Annotated in this window: 17 protein-coding genes and 1 tRNA gene; 14 read left to right on the top strand and 4 right to left on the bottom strand. The window is 65.7% G+C overall.

Annotated features, from left to right (window positions below):
• Positions 1-82: 82 nt before the first annotated feature.
• Positions 83-173 (bottom strand) — tRNA-Ser (locus F1654_RS03635).
• A gap of 141 nt (positions 174-314) precedes the next feature.
• Complete coding sequence (locus F1654_RS03630) at positions 315-2,318, bottom strand: alpha/beta hydrolase family protein (protein ID WP_150022123.1); 2,004 nt, start codon at positions 2,316-2,318, stop codon at positions 315-317.
• 329 nt (positions 2,319-2,647) lie between these two features.
• Here F1654_RS03630 and F1654_RS03625 point away from each other — a divergent pair, with 329 nt between their 5' ends.
• The 4 genes from F1654_RS03625 (at position 2,648) to F1654_RS03610 (ending at position 6,315) form a co-directional block, all read left to right on the top strand.
• Positions 2,648-3,724: an Mrp/NBP35 family ATP-binding protein gene (locus tag F1654_RS03625; RefSeq protein ID WP_150022122.1), complete on the top strand. Its 1,077-nt coding sequence runs from the start codon at positions 2,648-2,650 to the stop codon at positions 3,722-3,724.
• A 77-nt stretch (positions 3,725-3,801) separates the two neighbouring features.
• Positions 3,802-4,707, top strand: coding sequence for a 3-hydroxyisobutyrate dehydrogenase (mmsB, locus tag F1654_RS03620; protein ID WP_150022121.1), 906 nt, complete (start codon positions 3,802-3,804; stop codon positions 4,705-4,707).
• A 148-nt stretch (positions 4,708-4,855) separates the two neighbouring features.
• The gene (gene hemA, locus F1654_RS03615; RefSeq protein WP_150022545.1) at positions 4,856-6,070 is read left to right on the top strand and encodes a 5-aminolevulinate synthase; all 1,215 of its coding nucleotides are present in this window, start codon (positions 4,856-4,858) and stop codon (positions 6,068-6,070) included.
• Entirely contained in the window at positions 6,070-6,315 is a 246-nt protein-coding gene (locus F1654_RS03610; RefSeq protein WP_150022120.1) for a DUF6898 family protein, read from the top strand. The genes hemA and F1654_RS03610 overlap by 1 nt, the downstream gene beginning before the upstream one ends.
• A 15-nt stretch (positions 6,316-6,330) precedes the next feature.
• Here the strand turns inward: F1654_RS03610 and F1654_RS03605 are convergent, their stop codons facing one another.
• The gene (locus F1654_RS03605) at positions 6,331-6,753 is read right to left on the bottom strand and encodes a MucR family transcriptional regulator (protein WP_150022119.1); all 423 of its coding nucleotides are present in this window, start codon (positions 6,751-6,753) and stop codon (positions 6,331-6,333) included.
• A gap of 262 nt (positions 6,754-7,015) precedes the next feature.
• On the opposite strand from F1654_RS03605, the gene glyA reads away from it, so the two are divergent.
• From glyA to F1654_RS03555, 10 genes are all read left to right on the top strand, one after another.
• On the top strand, positions 7,016-8,320 hold the full coding sequence (gene glyA / locus F1654_RS03600; protein WP_150022118.1) for a serine hydroxymethyltransferase: 1,305 nt from the start codon (positions 7,016-7,018) through the stop codon (positions 8,318-8,320).
• Between the two features lie 16 nt (positions 8,321-8,336).
• A complete protein-coding gene (gene nrdR, locus F1654_RS03595; RefSeq protein ID WP_150022117.1) occupies positions 8,337-8,834 on the top strand; it encodes a transcriptional regulator NrdR in 498 nt (165 codons plus the stop codon).
• The gene (locus F1654_RS03590) at positions 8,831-9,484 is read left to right on the top strand and encodes a RibD family protein (RefSeq protein WP_150022116.1); all 654 of its coding nucleotides are present in this window, start codon (positions 8,831-8,833) and stop codon (positions 9,482-9,484) included. The genes nrdR and F1654_RS03590 overlap by 4 nt, the downstream gene beginning before the upstream one ends.
• Positions 9,485-9,488: 4 nt before the next feature.
• A complete protein-coding gene (locus F1654_RS03585) occupies positions 9,489-10,106 on the top strand; it encodes a riboflavin synthase (protein WP_150022115.1) in 618 nt (205 codons plus the stop codon).
• The gene (gene ribB, locus F1654_RS03580; protein WP_150022114.1) at positions 10,103-11,239 is read left to right on the top strand and encodes a 3,4-dihydroxy-2-butanone-4-phosphate synthase; all 1,137 of its coding nucleotides are present in this window, start codon (positions 10,103-10,105) and stop codon (positions 11,237-11,239) included. Before F1654_RS03585 ends, ribB begins: the two co-directional genes overlap by 4 nt.
• Positions 11,232-11,666 (top strand): 6,7-dimethyl-8-ribityllumazine synthase, encoded by a 435-nt coding sequence (ribH, locus tag F1654_RS03575; protein ID WP_150022113.1) that lies wholly within the window; start codon positions 11,232-11,234, stop codon positions 11,664-11,666. Before ribB ends, ribH begins: the two co-directional genes overlap by 8 nt.
• Positions 11,666-12,145, top strand: a complete 480-nt coding sequence (nusB, locus tag F1654_RS03570) for a transcription antitermination factor NusB (RefSeq protein ID WP_150022112.1) — start codon at positions 11,666-11,668, stop codon at positions 12,143-12,145. Before ribH ends, nusB begins: the two co-directional genes overlap by 1 nt.
• Positions 12,142-13,128: a thiamine-phosphate kinase gene (gene thiL, locus F1654_RS03565; RefSeq protein WP_199200438.1), complete on the top strand. Its 987-nt coding sequence runs from the start codon at positions 12,142-12,144 to the stop codon at positions 13,126-13,128. Before nusB ends, thiL begins: the two co-directional genes overlap by 4 nt.
• 25 nt (positions 13,129-13,153) lie before the next feature.
• Positions 13,154-13,555, top strand: a complete 402-nt coding sequence (locus F1654_RS03560; RefSeq protein ID WP_150022110.1) for a hypothetical protein — start codon at positions 13,154-13,156, stop codon at positions 13,553-13,555.
• Between the two features lie 187 nt (positions 13,556-13,742).
• Positions 13,743-15,890, top strand: coding sequence for a sodium-translocating pyrophosphatase (locus F1654_RS03555; RefSeq protein WP_233205098.1), 2,148 nt, complete (start codon positions 13,743-13,745; stop codon positions 15,888-15,890).
• A gap of 76 nt (positions 15,891-15,966) precedes the next feature.
• Here the strand turns inward: F1654_RS03555 and F1654_RS03550 are convergent, their stop codons facing one another.
• Positions 15,967-16,749 (bottom strand): slipin family protein, encoded by a 783-nt coding sequence (locus tag F1654_RS03550; protein WP_150022109.1) that lies wholly within the window; start codon positions 16,747-16,749, stop codon positions 15,967-15,969.
• Positions 16,750-16,782: the final 33 nt, after the last annotated feature.

The raw sequence follows: 16,782 nt of genomic DNA, 5'->3' as shown, positions 1-16,782 counted from the left end.
CTTGCCGAACTTGCTTGCAACTGGCTGTAATGTCGGGGGAGTACCGGCCCGAAGCCGAGCCGGGCATGCCGTCCCAAGTGGCTGGCGGAGACGATGGGATTCGAACCCACGATACCCTTTTGAGGTATACTCCCTTAGCAGGGGAGCGCCTTCGACCACTCGGCCACGTCTCCACTGACCGGTTTAGCCGCCTTTGGGAAGCGCGATCAAGCCGCGTGTGCTGACCGGGCTGCTACGGGCGGGGCGGAGCGGAGCGCACGCCGCTCCCGCACACCGCCCGGGCGGCGGCGTGCGGGGGGCGTCCAAGGCGCGGATTACATCCCGCACGGGCCGTTCAGGAAGGCCTCGATCTCGGGCATCATGGCGCGGTAGTGGGAGGGATACCACGGCATCTGGTGAGGCATGTCGGGTATGATCACCATGCGCGCCTCCACCCGGTTTCGCACCGCGTTGTAGAAGTCCGTGCCGTGGAACAGCGGCACGCGCACATCCCGGTCGCCATGGAAGACCAGCACCGGCAGGCGGGCGTTGGCGGTATGGCGGGCCGGATCGAGGCCGCGCACCGTTTGACCCTGGCGCATGCGCTGGATGCGGTTCTCGCTCCAGGTATTGCCCAGTCGGGCCAGATTGGTCACCGGCGCTCCCGCGATGGCGCAGCGATAGGGCGCGTCATCGCGCACCACCGCAGCCGCCGCGGCGAAGCCGCCATAGGAATAGCCGAAAATGGCCAGGCGCTCGGGATCAGCGATGCCCTGAGCCACCAGCCAGGCCACGCCGTCATCCTTGTCGTCCTGCATGGTCAGGCCCCACTGGGCGTCGCCAGCCAGCCAGAGCTGGCGGCCATGGCCGGTGGAGCCGCGAAAGTTCGGGCGCAGAACGGCATAGCCGCGCGAGGTCAGGAACTGGGTCCAGCCCGATGAGTCCCAGCCGGTGTAATCACGCACCCACGGGCCGCCATGCGGCATGATGATGGCGGGCAGGGGGGCGTCGCCCTCGCTCCAGCCCGGCGGCAGGTCGAGTATGGCCGGAATGGTCAGCCCGTCGCGCGCCGCATAGCTGACAAAGCGCTGCTCGCCCAGCTGTTCGGGGCCGATCCACGGGCGCTCCGAGCCCAGGGTCTGCACCCGGCTGCGCTCATGGAGCAGATGATAGGCCGGCGCATGCTGGCCGCTCTCGGTGGAGAACAGCACCCGCGACAGGCCTTCGCTGTAATCCATGATGGTCACCAGCTGGCCCGGGAAGGCGTCATCCAGCCCTTCCTGGATGGCGCGCATGTCCGGGTCTATCCAGAAAATCTCGTTGCGCGGGCCGGAATAGGCGAAGCCCAGGAGCTGGTTGAAATTGTCCGCGCGCTCGCCGAGCACCACGCCCAGGGCGGAGTAGTCGGGGTGGGCCAGGATCGGCTCGTCGCTGAAGCGCCGCGTTTGCGGGTCATACCAGTAGATCGCGGCCAGGTCCGAGAACAGGTCCGTGGTCACATAGAAGCGCCCGCTGGCCTCGTCATAGCCGGTCACATTGACGATGTGGCGATCTGAAATTCTTGTGGTCAGCGGTTCGTGAACCTCGAACGCACCGGTCTGGGGGGTGGCGATGAGAATGCGCTGCTCATAATCGCCCCCGCCTATGGAGGTGAACTGGACCTGGGTCATGGGCGCGCCAGTGCGCGGATTGAACAGGCCAGGCGAGGTATTGCCTCCGGTGCGCAAAGCCAGTTCTGTAGCCCCGGTGCGCAAGTTGTAGCGGTAGATATCTGCAGCCAGCGTCAAGCTGTTGACTCGCTGGATCAGGACATGCTCCGGGTCCAGCGGCAAGGTGCTGACCAGGCTCGCCGAGCCAGCGATTTCAAGACAGCGCCGGACTTGTTCGCTGACCCCCAGGCGCCGCGAAGAGCCTGCAAAAGCCTGGTCAAATCGCGCATGGCGCACATCGGTCAGATAGGGGCGGAAGATGAAAGTGCGCGTGGTGCCGACCGACTGGCCTTCACCGCAGCCATCAAGCGCGCCTGTGAATTCCTGCCGCCCGAACACAAGCAGGCGCTCGGCCTTGAGGGCGAAGGCGGCGATGAATTTCATACGATTGCCGCTGGGCGTGATCACGGCGCCCTGATCGGGCGAATCCAGATCCCAGCTGGCCAGCGCAGTGTCTTCATTGTTGGTGCCCGGCGCGGCGATGATGGCGGCCAGGGTGCGCCCGTCCGCGCTGAGCGAAACGGACTGGATATTGGGCACGCGGGCGATGTCGTCCACGCTGATGGGCTGCGCACTGGCTGCGCCGGCCATGAGGCCGCTCACAGCGGCGGCCAGAAACATGCGTATCATGTCAGAATAACTCCCCAGACAAGGCCGGTGCGCGGATGAAAAGGCGTGCGCGCCGGTGGCGGAACAGATCGCTCTGACTTATCCATATGGCCAATTACAAGCAGGACAGGCAGGCGCAGACGTCTGGCGCGTTAACCTGTGCGCAGGTTGCGACAAGGCCGGGAATACGCGTGCCGCGGCAAGGATATATCATTCTCGCTGCGCGCTGGGTCCGCACGTCTATCTTTCCGTCTCATGAACAAGATTTAAGCGGTGTCTGGCGTCCACGGGGCTGCGCCCGCCGGCGGGCAGCGCTTTTCCCGGGGCGTGCGGGGCGCTATTTCAGGGCCATGACCGATTTGCTGATGTCCGCTCTCGCCCCGCTCAAACTGCCTTCAGACGGCCGCGCGCTGGGGGAAAGCGGGCGCATCGCCGGATGTGATCTGCGCGACGGGGTCGCCACCATCGTCCTGAAGCCCGGACCTGAAGGCGAGGATCTGGACGCCCTGCGTGCGGCGGTGGCGCAGGCGCTGGAGGGCGTGGCGGGGGTGACGCGCACCCGGGTAATCGTGGAGGCGGCGCTGACCGCCCCGGCGCGTTCGCGCCAGGCGCAGGGCCAGCCGGCCAAACCCGTGCGTGCGCCCGCCCGGCGCATCATCGCCGTGGCTTCGGGCAAGGGCGGGGTGGGCAAGTCCACCGTGGCCGCCAATCTGGCGGGTGCGTGCGTGAAGCTGGGACTGAAGACCGGGCTGATGGACGCGGACATTTACGGCCCCAGCGCGCCGCGCATTTTCGGCCTGTCTGATGCGCCAGGCCTGCGCAAGGGCGATGACGGCATCGAGCCGCTGGAAGCCCATGGCGTGAAGCTGGTCTCCATGGGCTTTCTGGTGGGCGAGCGCGATCCGGTAGTCTGGCGCGGGCCGATGGTCACCGGCGCCATCCGTCAATTTCTCACCGAGGTGAACTGGGGCGATCTTGATGTCCTGATCATCGACATGCCGCCGGGCACGGGCGACGCCCAGCTGGCCGTGGCCCAGGGCGCGCCCATTTCAGGCGTGGTGATCGTGTCCACGCCCCAGACCCTGGCGCTGGACGATGCGCGCAAGGCCGCCGCCCTGTTTGACCGCACCGAAATCCCGATCCTGGGCCTGATCGAGAATATGAGCTTCTTCCTGTGCCCCCATTGCGGGGAGGGCACGGAGATTTTCGGGCGCGGCGGCGCGCGCGCCGAGGCCGAGCTGATCGGCGCGCCTTTCCTGGGGGAGATACCGCTGCATCCCGAACTGCGCGAGGCGTCAGACGAAGGCCGGCTGGTGGCGTCGGGCGACGGGCCGGTGGCCAAGGCGTTCGTGCGCGCCGCCGAAGCCATGCTGACCCATGTGGAGGCGGCCTGGCGGCCGGCGCCGGAGATCGTCTTCACCGATTGAGCCGGGTGTGCGCCTTGCGGGTCCCGCTGACGGCGAAATCGCGATAGAAGACCGCAATCAGAACAAGGGAGGCCGTCATGGCGCAGATCGCCTTTATCGGACTGGGTAATATGGGCGCAGGCATGGCTGCGAACCTGATCAAGGCCGGCCACCAGGTGTGCGCCTTCGATCTCAATGCCGATGCGGTCGCCATGCTCGCCGCCAAGGGTGCAAAGGCGGCCGGTTCAGTGGCCGAAGCGGTGAACGGCGCCGATGGCGTGGTCACCATGCTGCCCGCCAGCGCCCATGTGCGCAGCGTCTATGCGGGCGCGGACGGCGTGCTGGCCCATGCGCCCGCCCACGCCGTGCTGATGGATTGCTCCACCATCGACGTGGACAGCGCGCGCCAGATGGGCGCTGCGGCGGCGGACAAGGGCTTCGCCTTTGTCGACGCGCCGGTGTCGGGCGGCGTGGCGGCGGCCGAGGCGGGCACGCTGACTTTCATGGTGGGCGGGCCGAAAGACGCATTCGTTAAAGCCGAGCCGGTGCTCGCTGCGATGGGCAAGGCGGTGATCCATGCCGGCGAGGCGGGCGCAGGCCAGGCGGCCAAGATCTGCAACAACATGCTGCTGGCCATCCATATGATCGGCACGTGCGAGGCGCTGAACATGGCTGAGCGCCTGGGCCTGGATATCCAGAATTTCTACGACATCGCCTCCAAGGCCTCGGGCCAGAACTGGTCTTTGACCAGCTATTGCCCGGTTCCGGGTCCCGTGCCCGCGGCGCCGTCCAACCGGGGCTACAAGCCGGGATTCGCCGCGCCTTTGATGCTCAAGGATCTCAAGCTCGCCATGGAAGCCGCGCGCAGCGCCGGCGCCAGCACGCCCCTGGGCGCCCATGCCGCGGACATCTATCAGCGCTTTGTCGATTCCGGCGGGGAGGGGCTTGATTTCTCCGGCGTGATTCAAATGATCGCATCAGATTCGGGATCAGAGGGATCGTGAATTTGCGAAGCGTTTTCAAATAGAAGGCGCGACATTCCGCCTCTGTTTCATGGGGAGACGCGTGATCTGGATTATGTCATGGTCCGGACACCATAAAGACAACACCAGGGAGAGCCGCAGCGGCTGATTGGCCCGCTGTGCAGACCAGATGGATTATCGCAGCGCCTTCAAGGCGTCCGTCGCCCGGGTCCGGGCTGAAGGGCGCTACCGGGTCTTCGCCAATCTGCGCAGGGTGCGCGGCCAGTTCCCTCGCGCGCGCTGGCGCACCGATGAGGGTGATGTGCGCGACGTGGTGGTTTGGTGCTCCAATGACTATCTGGGCATGGGCCAGAGCCCGTGCGTCACCGGCGCCATGAAACAGGCCATAGACGATGTGGGCGCGGGCGCCGGGGGCACGCGCAATATCTCGGGCACCACCAACTATCATGTCGAGCTGGAGCACTCGCTCGCCGACCTGCACGGCAAGGAAGCCGCGCTTCTGTTCACCTCGGGCTATATCTCCAACCAGGCGACGCTGGCCACGCTGGGCAAGATCCTGCCCGGCCTGATCATGTTCTCCGACGCGCTCAATCACGCCTCCATGATCGAGGGCGTGCGCCAGTCGGGCTGCGAAAAACATGTCTGGCGCCACAACGACATCGCTCATCTTGAAGAGCTGCTGCGCGCCGCGCCGGTCGATGCGCCCAAGCTGATCGCGCTGGAATCGGTCTATTCCATGGACGGCGATATCGGCCCGCTCGAAGCGGTGTGCGATCTGGCCGACAAGTATAACGCCCTGACCTATCTCGACGAGGTGCACGCGGTCGGTCTTTACGGCCTGCGCGGCGGCGGCATCGCTGAGCGCGACGGGCTGATGGACCGGTTCGACATCATCGAGGGCACGCTGGGCAAGGCCTATGGCCTGATGGGCGGCTATATCGCAGCGGATTCGGTGATCGTGGACGCGGTGCGCTCCTGGGCGCCGGGCTTCATCTTCACCACCTCGCTGGCCCCGGCCATCGCAGCGGGCGCGCGCGCCAGCGTGGAATTTCTCAAGAGCGCCCATCATTTGCGCGAGGCTCATCAGGAGCGCGCCGCGACCCTGAAAGCCCGGCTCAAAGAGGCGGGACTGCCGGTGATGGACAGCGTCACCCATATCGTGCCGGTTCATGTGGGTGATCCGGTCCTGTGCAAGCGCATGACCGATGCGCTGCTGGACGATCATGGCATCTATGTCCAGCCAATCAACTATCCCACCGTGCCGCGCGGGACCGAGCGCATGCGCTTCACCCCCACGCCCATGCATGACGACGCCATGATCGATGCGCTGGTTGAGGCCTTGCGCGCGGTCTATGTCCAGCATGCCGGCATGAAGGTGGCCTGATGGCGCCGCGCGGCCGTCTGGACGGCCGTGAGGTGATTTTCGAATTCATGACCCTGGGTCAGAGCGTGCGCGTTGCCGCTGTGGATGTGGCCACCGGCGAGGAAGTGGTGATTTCGGGCCCCGCGGGCGCCGCCCAGAGCGATCTGGAGCGCGTGGCCGCGCGCAAGCTGGCGCGACGTCTGGCGCAAACCCTGGGTCCTGAGAACAAAACGCCCCGGCGCGGAGGCCGGGGCGTTATCGTCTGATGCAAGGCGGGTGCGTTATTTCTTGCGCCCGCCGCGGCCCAGGCCGATTTCCTTGGCGAATTCGGAGCGGCGCTTGGAGTAGTTCGGCGCCACCATCGGGTAATCAGCCGGCAGACCCCATTTGCGGCGGTAGTCGTCCGGGCTCATGTCGTATTGCGAGCGCAGATAGCGCTTGAGCATTTTCAGCTTCTTGCCGTCTTCCAGGCAAACAATGTAGTCGTCGGTTACAGATTTGGAGATGGCAACCGCCGGCTTGGCCTTGGGTTCGGGCTTGGGCTCGCCGCCGGAAATGTCTTTCATGGTGGCGAATACCGATTTGATCATGTCCGGCACGCTTTCAGCCGGCACCGAATTGTGAGTCAGGAATGACGCGACAATGTCGGTGGTCATCCGCATGAGTTCTTCATTGTCGACGGAGGGGAGGGTGTCTTCGGTCACAGCTATGTTCCTTGTTGCAAGCAGGGTGAGACCCGGGAGAATCACCGCGGTCCATTGGGGATATAATTCTGATACGGCACTGACGCAAGTAATGCGCGGCATTTCATTGCAGATATTTTACTTCATGCTCTAGCGTACAGAGTAACGAATGCAGCCTTTCATTAAGACGCGGGTCATGCGGCAAACGGACCTGAATGGTTGTCCGGCGCGCGTGGCGGGCCTATGACTGGGCGAAGCACATAGCGACCCGAAGGAACTGGCCATGGCAGACGCACACGCAAGCGAACCGGCGAACCCGTTCTTCACCACCCCGCTCAATGCGGCCGATCCGGAGCTGGCCGACGCCATCGCGCGTGAAATCCGCCGCCAGCAGGACCAGGTGGAACTGATCGCTTCGGAGAATATCGTCAGCCGCGCCGTGCTGGAGGCCCAGGGCTCGCCGCTCACCAACAAGTATGCAGAAGGCTACCCTGGCAAGCGCTATTATGGCGGGTGCGAGTTCGTCGATATCGCCGAGGAGCTAGCCATTTCGCGCGCCAGGGCGCTGTTTGATTGCGCCTACGCCAACGTCCAGCCCAATTCGGGCAGCCAGGCCAATCAGGCGGTGTTCCTGGCCTTGCTCAAGCCCGGCGACAAGATCCTGGGCATGGACCTGTCGGCGGGCGGGCATCTGACCCATGGCGCGCGTCCCAACCTGTCGGGCAAGTGGTTCGAGGCTCATGCTTATGGCGTGCGCGAGAGCGATGCGCTGATCGATTATGACGCTCTGCGCGAGACCGCCCGCCAGGTGCGCCCGCAAATGATCATTGCGGGCGGGTCGGCCTATCCGCGCGTCATCGATTTCAAGGCCTTCCGCGAGATCGCTGACGAGGTGGGCGCCTATCTCCTGGTGGACATGGCCCATTTCGCCGGCCTGGTGGCGGGCGGCGCCTATCCCAGCCCGCTCCCCCACGCCCATGTGTGCACCACCACCACCCACAAGACGCTGCGCGGCCCGCGCGGGGGCATGATCGTCTCCAACGATCCGGATCTGGGCAAGAAGTTCAATTCGGCCGTCTTCCCCGGCCTGCAGGGCGGTCCGCTCATGCATGTGATCGCGGCCAAGGCGGTGGCGTTCGGCGAGGCTCTACGCCCGGAATTCAAGGCCTATGCCCGCCAGGTGATCGAGAACTGCAAGGCCATGGCCGGCGCCCTGTCCGAAGCCGGGTTTGATCTGGTCTCCGGCGGCACGGACAGCCATCTGGCGCTGGTCGATCTGCGGCCCAAATCGCTGACCGGCGATATCTCCGAGGCCGCGCTGGAGCGCGCCCACATCACCTGCAACAAGAACGGCGTGCCGTTCGATCCGGCAAAGCCCACCGTCACCTCCGGCCTGCGCATTGGCGCGCCGGCGGGCACCACGCGCGGCTTCGGCGCGGCGGAGTTCCGCCGTGTGGGCGAAATGATGGCCGAAGTGCTCGATGCGCTGGCCGCCAATCGCGAGGGGGATGCGGCGGTCGAGGCCCGGGTGCGTGAGGAAGTCGTGGCGCTGTGCGCGCGCTTCCCCATCTATCCCGAGCTGGGTTGAGCGGGTGAGGTGAGCCGTGCGCTGTCCCTTCTGCGGTCATCACGACACCCAGGTCAAAGACTCCCGTCCTGCTGAGGACGGGGGGGCCATCCGGCGCCGGCGCCAGTGCCCGTCCTGCGGCGCGCGCTTCACCACGTTCGAGCGCGTCCAGCTGCGTGATCTCCACGTCATCAAGTCCGACGGCAAGCGCGAGGCGTTCGAGCGCGACAAGCTGATGAAGTCGGTGCTGCTGGCCACCCAGAAGCGCTCCATAGAACGCGACCGCATCGAGCAGATGGTGTCGGGCATTGTTCGGCGGCTGGAAAGCGGCGGCGATCCGGACGTCCAGTCCAAGCAGATCGGCCGGCTGGTCATGGACGGGCTGCGCGCCCTCGATACCGTGGCCTATGTGCGCTACGCCTCGGTCTACAAGGATTTCCGCGAGGTGGAGGATTTCGCCACTTTCATCAAGGGCGAGCGCCTGATCGATGCGGACAAAAAGGACCCCGGCGAGGCGTCCGGGGACGAGGCATGAGCGCGCGCGCGCGCGTCACCTTGAAGCTCGCCACCAGCCTGGATGCGCGCATCGCCCTGGCCAGCGGGGCGTCGAAATGGATCACAGGTCCCGAAGCCCGCGCCCGGGTCCATGAGATGCGCGCCGCCCATGATGCGATCCTGACCGGCATCGGCACGGTGCTGGCCGATGATCCGCGCCTGACCGCCCGGCTGGACGCCGGGGCGCCAGCCCAACAGCCTGTGCGCGCCGTGCTGGATACGTCCCTGCGCACGCCGCCGGGATGCGCGCTGCTCAAAGAGGGACCGGCGGTGCTGTTTCATGGCGCGCACGCGCCGCCGTCCGGCGCGCTCCTGGCCGCAGGCGCGCGATGCGTGGCGCTGCCGCTTCATGAGGAGCGCGTGGATATCGCAGCGGCGCTGGACTGGTTGGCGGGCGAAGGCTGCCGGAGCGTGATGATCGAGGCGGGCGGAAAGGTCGCGGCCTCCGCGCTTGCGCTCGGTCGTGTGGATCGTATCGAATGGTTCCGCGCGCCGGTCCTGCTGGGCGGGGACGGCATGGCGGCGATTGCAGGCCTGGGCCTTGAGACGCTGGACGCCGCGCCCATCTTCCAGCGCACCCGCGTGATCGAATGCGGCGCGGATGTCCTGGAACGCTGGGAGCGGGTCTGAAACAATGTTCACCGGTATCGTCACCGCGCTGGGGCGCATCGCCGCCATTGAGGACGGGCCGGTGCGCCGCATCACCGTGGACAGCCCCTATGCCGCGCACAGCTTTTCGCTGGGCTGTTCGGTTAGCCATGATGGCGCCTGCCTGACCCTGGTCTCGGTCGAGCCGCAAGAGCAGGGCGCGCGTCATGTGGTGGAGGTTTCTCCCGAGACGCTGGCGCGCACCACGCTGGGCGCCTGGGCTGTGGGGACAGACGTCAATCTCGAACGCGCGCTGAAGGTCGGCGACGAGCTGGGCGGGCATATCGTCCAGGGCCATGTGGACGGGGTGGGCGAGGTGCGCGCGCGCGAGGACGTGGACGGCTGGATGCGCCTTCGCATCGCCGCGCCGGACGCTCTGGCGGCTTTCATTGCTGAGAAGGGCTCCATCGCCGTGGACGGGGTCTCGCTGACGGTCAACGCGGTGGAGGAAAACCTGTTTGATCTCATGATCATCCCCCACACTGCGGCGGTCACCACGCTGGGCCGTCTGCAGCCGGGAGCGCATGTGAACCTTGAGGTCGATGTCATGGCGCGCTACGCCGCACGCCTGATCGATTTTCGCCCGGCAGGAACCCCATCGTGAGCGAGCCCTACGGCGATACGCCGCTGTCTTCCATCACCGAGATCATCGAGGACGCGCGCCAGGGGCGCATGTTCATCCTGGTTGACGCCGAGGATCGGGAGAATGAGGGCGATCTGGTCATTCCGGCCCAGTTCGCCACTCCCGACGCGGTCAATTTCATGGCCAAGCACGGGCGCGGCCTGATCTGCCTGTCCCTGACGCGCGCGCGCGCCGACCAGCTGCGCCTGCCCCTGATGAGTTCGCGCAACCAGTCGCGCCACACCACCAATTTCACCGTCTCCATCGAAGCGCGTGAGGGCGTATCCACAGGGATATCGGCCCATGACCGGGCCCTGACCATCGCAGCGGCGATCAACCCGGCCAAGGGGGCGGAAGACATCGTCTCGCCCGGCCATGTGTTTCCGCTTGTGGCGCGCGATGGCGGGGTGCTGGTGCGCGCAGGCCATACCGAGGCGGCGGTGGATATCGCCCGGCTGGCGGGCTGCAACCCGTCCGGCGTCATCTGCGAAATCATGAATGAAGACGGGACCATGGCCCGGCTTCCCGATCTGGTGGCGTTTGCCCAGCTGCACGGGCTGAAGATCGGCGCCATCGCCGATCTCATCGCCTATCGCCGCCAGCATGACCGCTTTGTGGAGCGCCGGCTCGACACCGAGGTGACCACGCGCTGGGGCGGGCCGTTCCGCCTGTCGGTCTTTCGTTCGCTGGTGGAGGATGTGGAGCATGTGGCCATTGCGCGCGGGGACATCCGCCCCGACGCGCCGGTGCTGGTGCGCATGCACAAGGTGAGCTTCGCCGACGATCTTCTGGGCGCTGGCGGCGGGCGCAGCGGGCTCATTGAGGAGGGCATTGGCGCGCTTCAGGCTCATGACGGCCCGGGCGTGATGGTGTTCATCCGCGAGACCAATCCGTCCGCCATTACAGAGCGTTTCGGCGCCGCCCCGGCCGATCCGCCCGATGCGCGCGAGGCCCGGCGCTTGCGCGAATACGGGGTGGGGGCGCAGATCCTGCTGGATCTGGGCGTGCGCCAGATGATCCTGGTGACCACCGCCCCGCAGACCATAATCGGACTTGACGGATACGGCCTTCAGGTCGTTGAACAGCGCGATCTGGAAGGAAGCCGCCATGACTGACACCCCCCGCGTGCTCATTGTGGCCGCTCCGTTCTATGAGGACATTACCGAGCAGCTGCTGGCCGGCGCCCGTGCTGCGCTGGACGAGGCGGGCGCCCGTCATGACACCGTCATGGTGCCCGGCGCGTTCGAGATCCCCGGCGCTATCGCCATGTCCTGGCTGGGCGCCGATCCCTATGACGCCTATGTGGCGCTGGGCTGCGTGATCCGCGGCGAGACCAGCCATTACGACTATGTGTGCGGGGAGAGCGCGCGCGGTCTGATGGATCTCAGCCTGTCGGGCGTGGCCCTGGGCTATGGTATTCTGACCGTTGAGAATATCCGCCAGGCGCGCGAGCGCGCCCATGTGGACCGCAAGAACAAGGGCCGCGACGCAGCCCAGGCGGCGCTGACCATGGCGGCGTTCAAGACGAGCTGTGCGGACTGATGACCACCGAAACCGCCAACCGTTCCGAGACCCGGGCCCGGCTGCGCCGCGCAGCGCGGCTGTGCGCTGTGCAGGCGCTCTACCAGATGGAGGTGAGCGGGCAGGGCGCAGCTGCCGTGACGCGCCAGTTCCGCGACCATCATTTCGGCCATGACGGCGAGCCGGGCGACTATATCGAGGCCGATGAGGACTTCTTTGAAGACCTCCTGAAAGGCATAGTGGAGCGTCAGGACGAGGTGGACGGCCATATCTCCCAGGTGCTCAAGGAAGGCTGGCGCCTGTCGCGTCTGGACGCCACCCTGCGCGCGATCCTGAGAGCGGGCGGGTATGAGCTGCTGGCGCGCACAGATGTGCCGCCCGCCGTGGTGATCAACGAGTATGTGGACGTGGCGTCCGCGTTTTTCGATGCGCCGGAATCGGGCATGGTCAACGGCGCGCTGGACGCTCTGGCCCGGCGTCTGCGCACGGACGGGCCGTGAGCGGCGGCGGGGAATTTGATTATATAAAACGGCGCCTTGCGCCGCTCAGTTCAGGTTTTCCCGGCGCCGCGGATCTCAGCGATGACGGAGCGGTGATAACGCCCTCTGACGGCTGCGAGCTGGCCGTCACCGCCGATACGCTGGTGGCCGGCGTGCATTTCCCGAAAGATGAAGATCCCGCGCTAACCGCTTGCCGCGCCTTGAGAGTCAATCTCTCGGACCTGGCCGCCATGGGGGCGCGGCCCCTGGCCTATATGCTCTCCATCGTCTGGCCGGAAGGCGCGCCTGACGCTTTGCGCGAGGGCTTTGCCGACGGACTTGAAGACAGCCAGAAAATCTTTGGAATTCATCTGGTTGGCGGAGACACCACATCGGCGCACGGACCCTGGACCATCGCCGTGACCGCGTTTGGCGAACTTCCCGCAGGCCGGGCGGTGCGGCGCAGCGGCGCCAAGCCTGGCGATCTCCTTGTTGTCACAGGTGCAATTGGCGATGCCTGGCTGGGCCTTCAGGGCGTTATGGGCGCGCGCCCAGCCCTGGGCAACGCAGGACATGAGCGCTTGCTGCGCCAGCGTTTCAACCGTCCCGAGCCGCGTGTTGAGCTTGCGGGCGCCTTGATTGAATACGCCCATGCCGCCATCGATATCAGCGACGGCCTGATCGCCGATTGCGGTCATATCGCGCGCGCCAGCGGGCTTGATGCGGGGATAGAGCTGGAGCGCCTGCCGCTCTCTGATGCGGGACAAGCCTGGCTGGCGCTCCAGAGTGATGAGGCCGCCGCCCGCCAGCAGCTGGCTGGAGGCGGAGATGATTACGAGCTCGCGATTGCGGTTTCGCCTGACAATCTGGCGGCCCTGACCAAAGCGGCGGGCGCCCTGCCGCTCACCGTCATCGGACGGTTCGAGGCCGGTGATGCGGGCGTCAGCGTGAGCTGGCGCGGCGCGCCAGTGCGCGTCGACCGGCCCGGATTCACCCATTTTTGACGGGTCTAGCGCCAGACTGTCCCATATGAAGACCGTGCTCGCCCTCATGACCGCCCTCATGGTCCTGACGCCCGCCGCTGCGGGCGAGGAGCGCGCCTGCCCCCATGGCGATCCGCGCGCGATCAACAAGCTGGTGGCCCCGGTGGTGCGCCAGGACGGGCGCCTGGCCGGCTATGCCTTCGTCACGCCGCGCCTGTGCCTGGCGCGGGGATATTCCATGTCGAATGTGCGCGAGGAAGAGCACTTCCTGATGGACGCTCTGGTGCGCGCGGTTCACGCGAACCCGTTCATCCTGCACCAGGACGGTGTTGAAACCGACCGTTCTGACGCCGAAAACGCCTTTTCCCGCGCTGTAAACGGCCGGTTTGGCGCCAACGTCATTGCGTTTGATCTCGCTGGCGATGACATGCGCCTGATCCGGCGCTAAAGGCGCGCCCAGCGCCCAGCCTTCCCCCTGAAATCACACCCTCGCCCCCTTGTGTTGCGTGGTGCAATCGACCTGTTGCATAGTCCGCTTCATCGGGGAGGGCTTGAACTGCACGGCTGATTCCATTCCCGACCGTGCGGTGGGCGCTCAAAACAACAATCATTGCCTCGACCAAGGGGAAAATCACATGCTTATGGATGAGCTTTGGCTCTGGCTTGCCGTTGCGGCGGGCCTGATTGCGATTGCGTATGGCGTGATCCAGGTGCGCTCCATTCTGTCGGCCAGCGCCGGCACTGAGCGCATGCAGGAGATCGCCGCCGCGATCCAGGAGGGCGCGAACGCATATCTGCGCCGGCAATACATCACGATCGCCATTGTGGGCGTCGTCATCTTCGTTCTGGTCTGGCTGTTGCTGGGCCTGGTGGTGGCGGCCGGCTTCCTGATCGGCGCCATATTGTCGGGCGCAGCGGGCTTCATCGGCATGCTGGTCTCGGTGCGCGCCAATGTACGCACCACCGAGGCGGCCAAGTCCTCGCTGCAGGCGGGCCTGTCCCTGGCTTTCCGCGCAGGCGCGGTGACCGGCATGCTTGTGGCGGGCCTCGCCCTGTTGTCGGTGACGATCTATTATTTCGTGCTCACTGGCGGGAACGGCTTTGCCGCATCGGACTCCCAGCGCACCATTATTGACGGCCTTGTCGCGCTGGGCTTTGGCGCCTCTCTGATTTCCATCTTCGCGCGTCTGGGCGGCGGCATCTTCACCAAGGGCGCCGATGTGGGCGGCGACATGGTCGGCAAGGTGGAGGCGGGCATCCCCGAGGATGATCCGCGCAACCCGGCCACCATTGCGGACAATGTGGGCGACAATGTCGGCGACTGCGCAGGCATGGCCGCCGACCTGTTCGAGACCTACGCGGTGACCGTGGTGGCCACCATGGTGCTCGGTTCCATCTTCTTCCGCGGTGATGTCGGGCTGGACGCCATGATGGTGTATCCGCTGGCCATTGGCGCGGTGTGCATCATCGCCTCGATCCTGGGCGCGTTCTTCGTGCGCCTGTCGAAGGGATCGACCAATGTGATGGGCGCGCTCTACAAGGGCTTCATCGCCTCGGCGGTGTTCTCGCTGATCGGCATCGCGCTGGCGACCCATTTCCTGATCGGGTTTGAAACCGCCTTCACCGCCAGCACGGGCCTGACCATGAGCGGGGCTTCGCTGTTCGTGTGCGGCGTGATCGGCTTGGCGGTGACCGGCTTCATCATCTGGATCACCGAATACTATACCGGCACCAATTACCGCCCGGTGCGCTCGGTGGCCAAGGCGTCGGAGTCCGGCCACGGCACCAATGTCATCCAGGGTCTGGCCGTGTCGATGGAATCCACCGCCCTGCCGGCGCTGGTGATCATCATTGCGATCCTGGCCACCTTCAATCTGGCCGGGCTGTTCGGCATCGCCATTGCGGTGACCACGATGCTGGCCCTGGCGGGCATGGTGGTGGCGCTCGACGCCTTCGGACCGGTCACGGACAATGCCGGCGGCATCGCCGAGATGGCGGGCCTGGAAGGCGAGGTGCGCGACACCACCGATGCGCTGGACGCGGTGGGCAACACCACCAAGGCGGTCACCAAGGGCTACGCCATCGGCTCGGCGGGCCTGGGCGCGCTGGTGCTGTTTGCGGCCTATACCGAAGACATAAAGTATTTCGCCGCCAACGCCACGACCTACCCGTTCTTTGCGGGCGCGGACAATCTGAACTTCGCCCTGCATAACCCGTATGTGGTGGTGGGCCTGTTCTTTGGCGGTCTTCTGCCCTTCCTGTTTGCGGGCTGGTCGATGACCGCCGTGGGCCGTGCGGCCCAGGCCGTGGTCACCGAGGTGCGCCGCCAGTTCAAGGAAAAGCCGGGCATCATGAAGGGCGAGGAAAAGCCCGATTACGGCCGGGCGGTGGACATGCTGACCACTGCAGCGATCCGCGAAATGATCGTGCCGTCCATGCTGCCGGTGCTCTCGCCCATCGTCCTGTTCACCGCGATCTATTTCGTGGGCGGCAAGTTCGAGGCGCTGGCCGCGGTGGGCGCCATGCTGCTGGGGGTCATCGTGACCGGCCTGTTCGTGGCCATTTCCATGACTTCGGGCGGCGGCGCCTGGGACAACGCCAAGAAATACATCGAGGACGGCCATCACGGCGGCAAGGGCTCTGAAGCCCACAAGGCTGCGGTGACGGGCGATACGGTGGGCGATCCCTACAAGGACACCGCCGGTCCGGCTGTGAACCCGATGATCAAGATCACCAATATCGTCGCCCTGCTGATGCTGGCGGTGCTGGCGGTGCGCTTCTAGAGCGCTTGATCACTGGTCAAGAAGAACCCCGGCCTGCGCCGCAGGCCGGGGTTTTTTGTGTCCCGATGCGCCGCCGTCAGCCGTTCTGGTCGCGGTCCTTGATGAAGCCGGATAGCTGGGCCAGCAGATCGATGGGCATGGGGAAGATGATGGTGGAATTGTTCTCGCCGCCGATCTCGGTCAGCGTGCTCAGATAGCGCAATTGCAGCGCGCCGTCCTGCTCGCCCAGGATCTGGGCGGCCTCGGCCAGCTTGGCGGCGGCCTGCTGTTCGCCTTCCGCAGAGATGATCTTGGCGCGCCGCTCGCGCTCGGCCTCGGCCTGCCGGGCGATGGCGCGGATCATGGACGGGTCGAGATCCACATGCTTGATCTCCACATTGGCCACCTTGATGCCCCAGGCCTCGGTCTGGACATCCAGGATTTTCTGGATGTCGTCATTGAGCTTGTCGCGCTCGGCCAGCATCTCGTCGAGATCATGCTTGCCCAGCACCGAGCGCAGCGTGGTCTGGGCCAGCTGGCTGGTGGCCATGCGGAAATCCTCCACCTGGTTGATCGCCTTGGACGGGTCGACGATGCGGTAATACAGAACCGCGTTGACCTTCACCGACACATTGTCCTGGCTGATCACGTCCTGGCTGGGCACGTCCTCGGCCACGGTGCGGATGTCCACGCGCACCATTTGCTGGATGAAGGGGATGAGGATGATCAGGCCGGGGCCGGACGTGCCGGTATAGCGGCCCAGCGTGAAGATCACGGCGCGCTCATACTCGCGCAGGACCTTGATCGCCGACGAGAGGATGCCAAACACCAGAACGATGATGGCGATCCATAAACCGAGATTGAAACCGATGTCGGCCATAGGCGTGTCTCCTTGCTAATAGCTTCTGAAGTC

This window comes from Alkalicaulis satelles, assembly GCF_008630495.1.
GTDB lineage: Bacteria > Pseudomonadota > Alphaproteobacteria > Caulobacterales > Maricaulaceae > Oceanicaulis > Oceanicaulis satelles.
Note: the sequence above shows the minus strand (reverse complement) of the source record. Positions and strands in the feature narration are given on the sequence as shown.

Bases quoted from the DNA above. Each gene is read 5' to 3' on its own strand.
- F1654_RS03630 (WP_150022123.1), bottom strand. From the start codon at position 2,318: ATGATACGCATGTTTCTGGCCGCCGCTGTGAGCGGCCTCATGGCCGGC.
- F1654_RS03625 (WP_150022122.1), top strand. From the start codon at position 2,648: ATGACCGATTTGCTGATGTCCGCTCTCGCCCCGCTCAAACTGCCTTCA.
- mmsB (WP_150022121.1), top strand. From the start codon at position 3,802: ATGGCGCAGATCGCCTTTATCGGACTGGGTAATATGGGCGCAGGCATG.
- hemA (WP_150022545.1), top strand. From the start codon at position 4,856: ATGGATTATCGCAGCGCCTTCAAGGCGTCCGTCGCCCGGGTCCGGGCT.
- F1654_RS03610 (WP_150022120.1), top strand. From the start codon at position 6,070: ATGGCGCCGCGCGGCCGTCTGGACGGCCGTGAGGTGATTTTCGAATTC.
- glyA (WP_150022118.1), top strand. From the start codon at position 7,016: ATGGCAGACGCACACGCAAGCGAACCGGCGAACCCGTTCTTCACCACC.
- F1654_RS03590 (WP_150022116.1), top strand. From the start codon at position 8,831: ATGAGCGCGCGCGCGCGCGTCACCTTGAAGCTCGCCACCAGCCTGGAT.
- F1654_RS03585 (WP_150022115.1), top strand. From the start codon at position 9,489: ATGTTCACCGGTATCGTCACCGCGCTGGGGCGCATCGCCGCCATTGAG.
- ribH (WP_150022113.1), top strand. From the start codon at position 11,232: ATGACTGACACCCCCCGCGTGCTCATTGTGGCCGCTCCGTTCTATGAG.
- nusB (WP_150022112.1), top strand. From the start codon at position 11,666: ATGACCACCGAAACCGCCAACCGTTCCGAGACCCGGGCCCGGCTGCGC.
- F1654_RS03560 (WP_150022110.1), top strand. From the start codon at position 13,154: ATGAAGACCGTGCTCGCCCTCATGACCGCCCTCATGGTCCTGACGCCC.
- F1654_RS03555 (WP_233205098.1), top strand. From the start codon at position 13,743: ATGCTTATGGATGAGCTTTGGCTCTGGCTTGCCGTTGCGGCGGGCCTG.
- F1654_RS03550 (WP_150022109.1), bottom strand. From the start codon at position 16,749: ATGGCCGACATCGGTTTCAATCTCGGTTTATGGATCGCCATCATCGTT.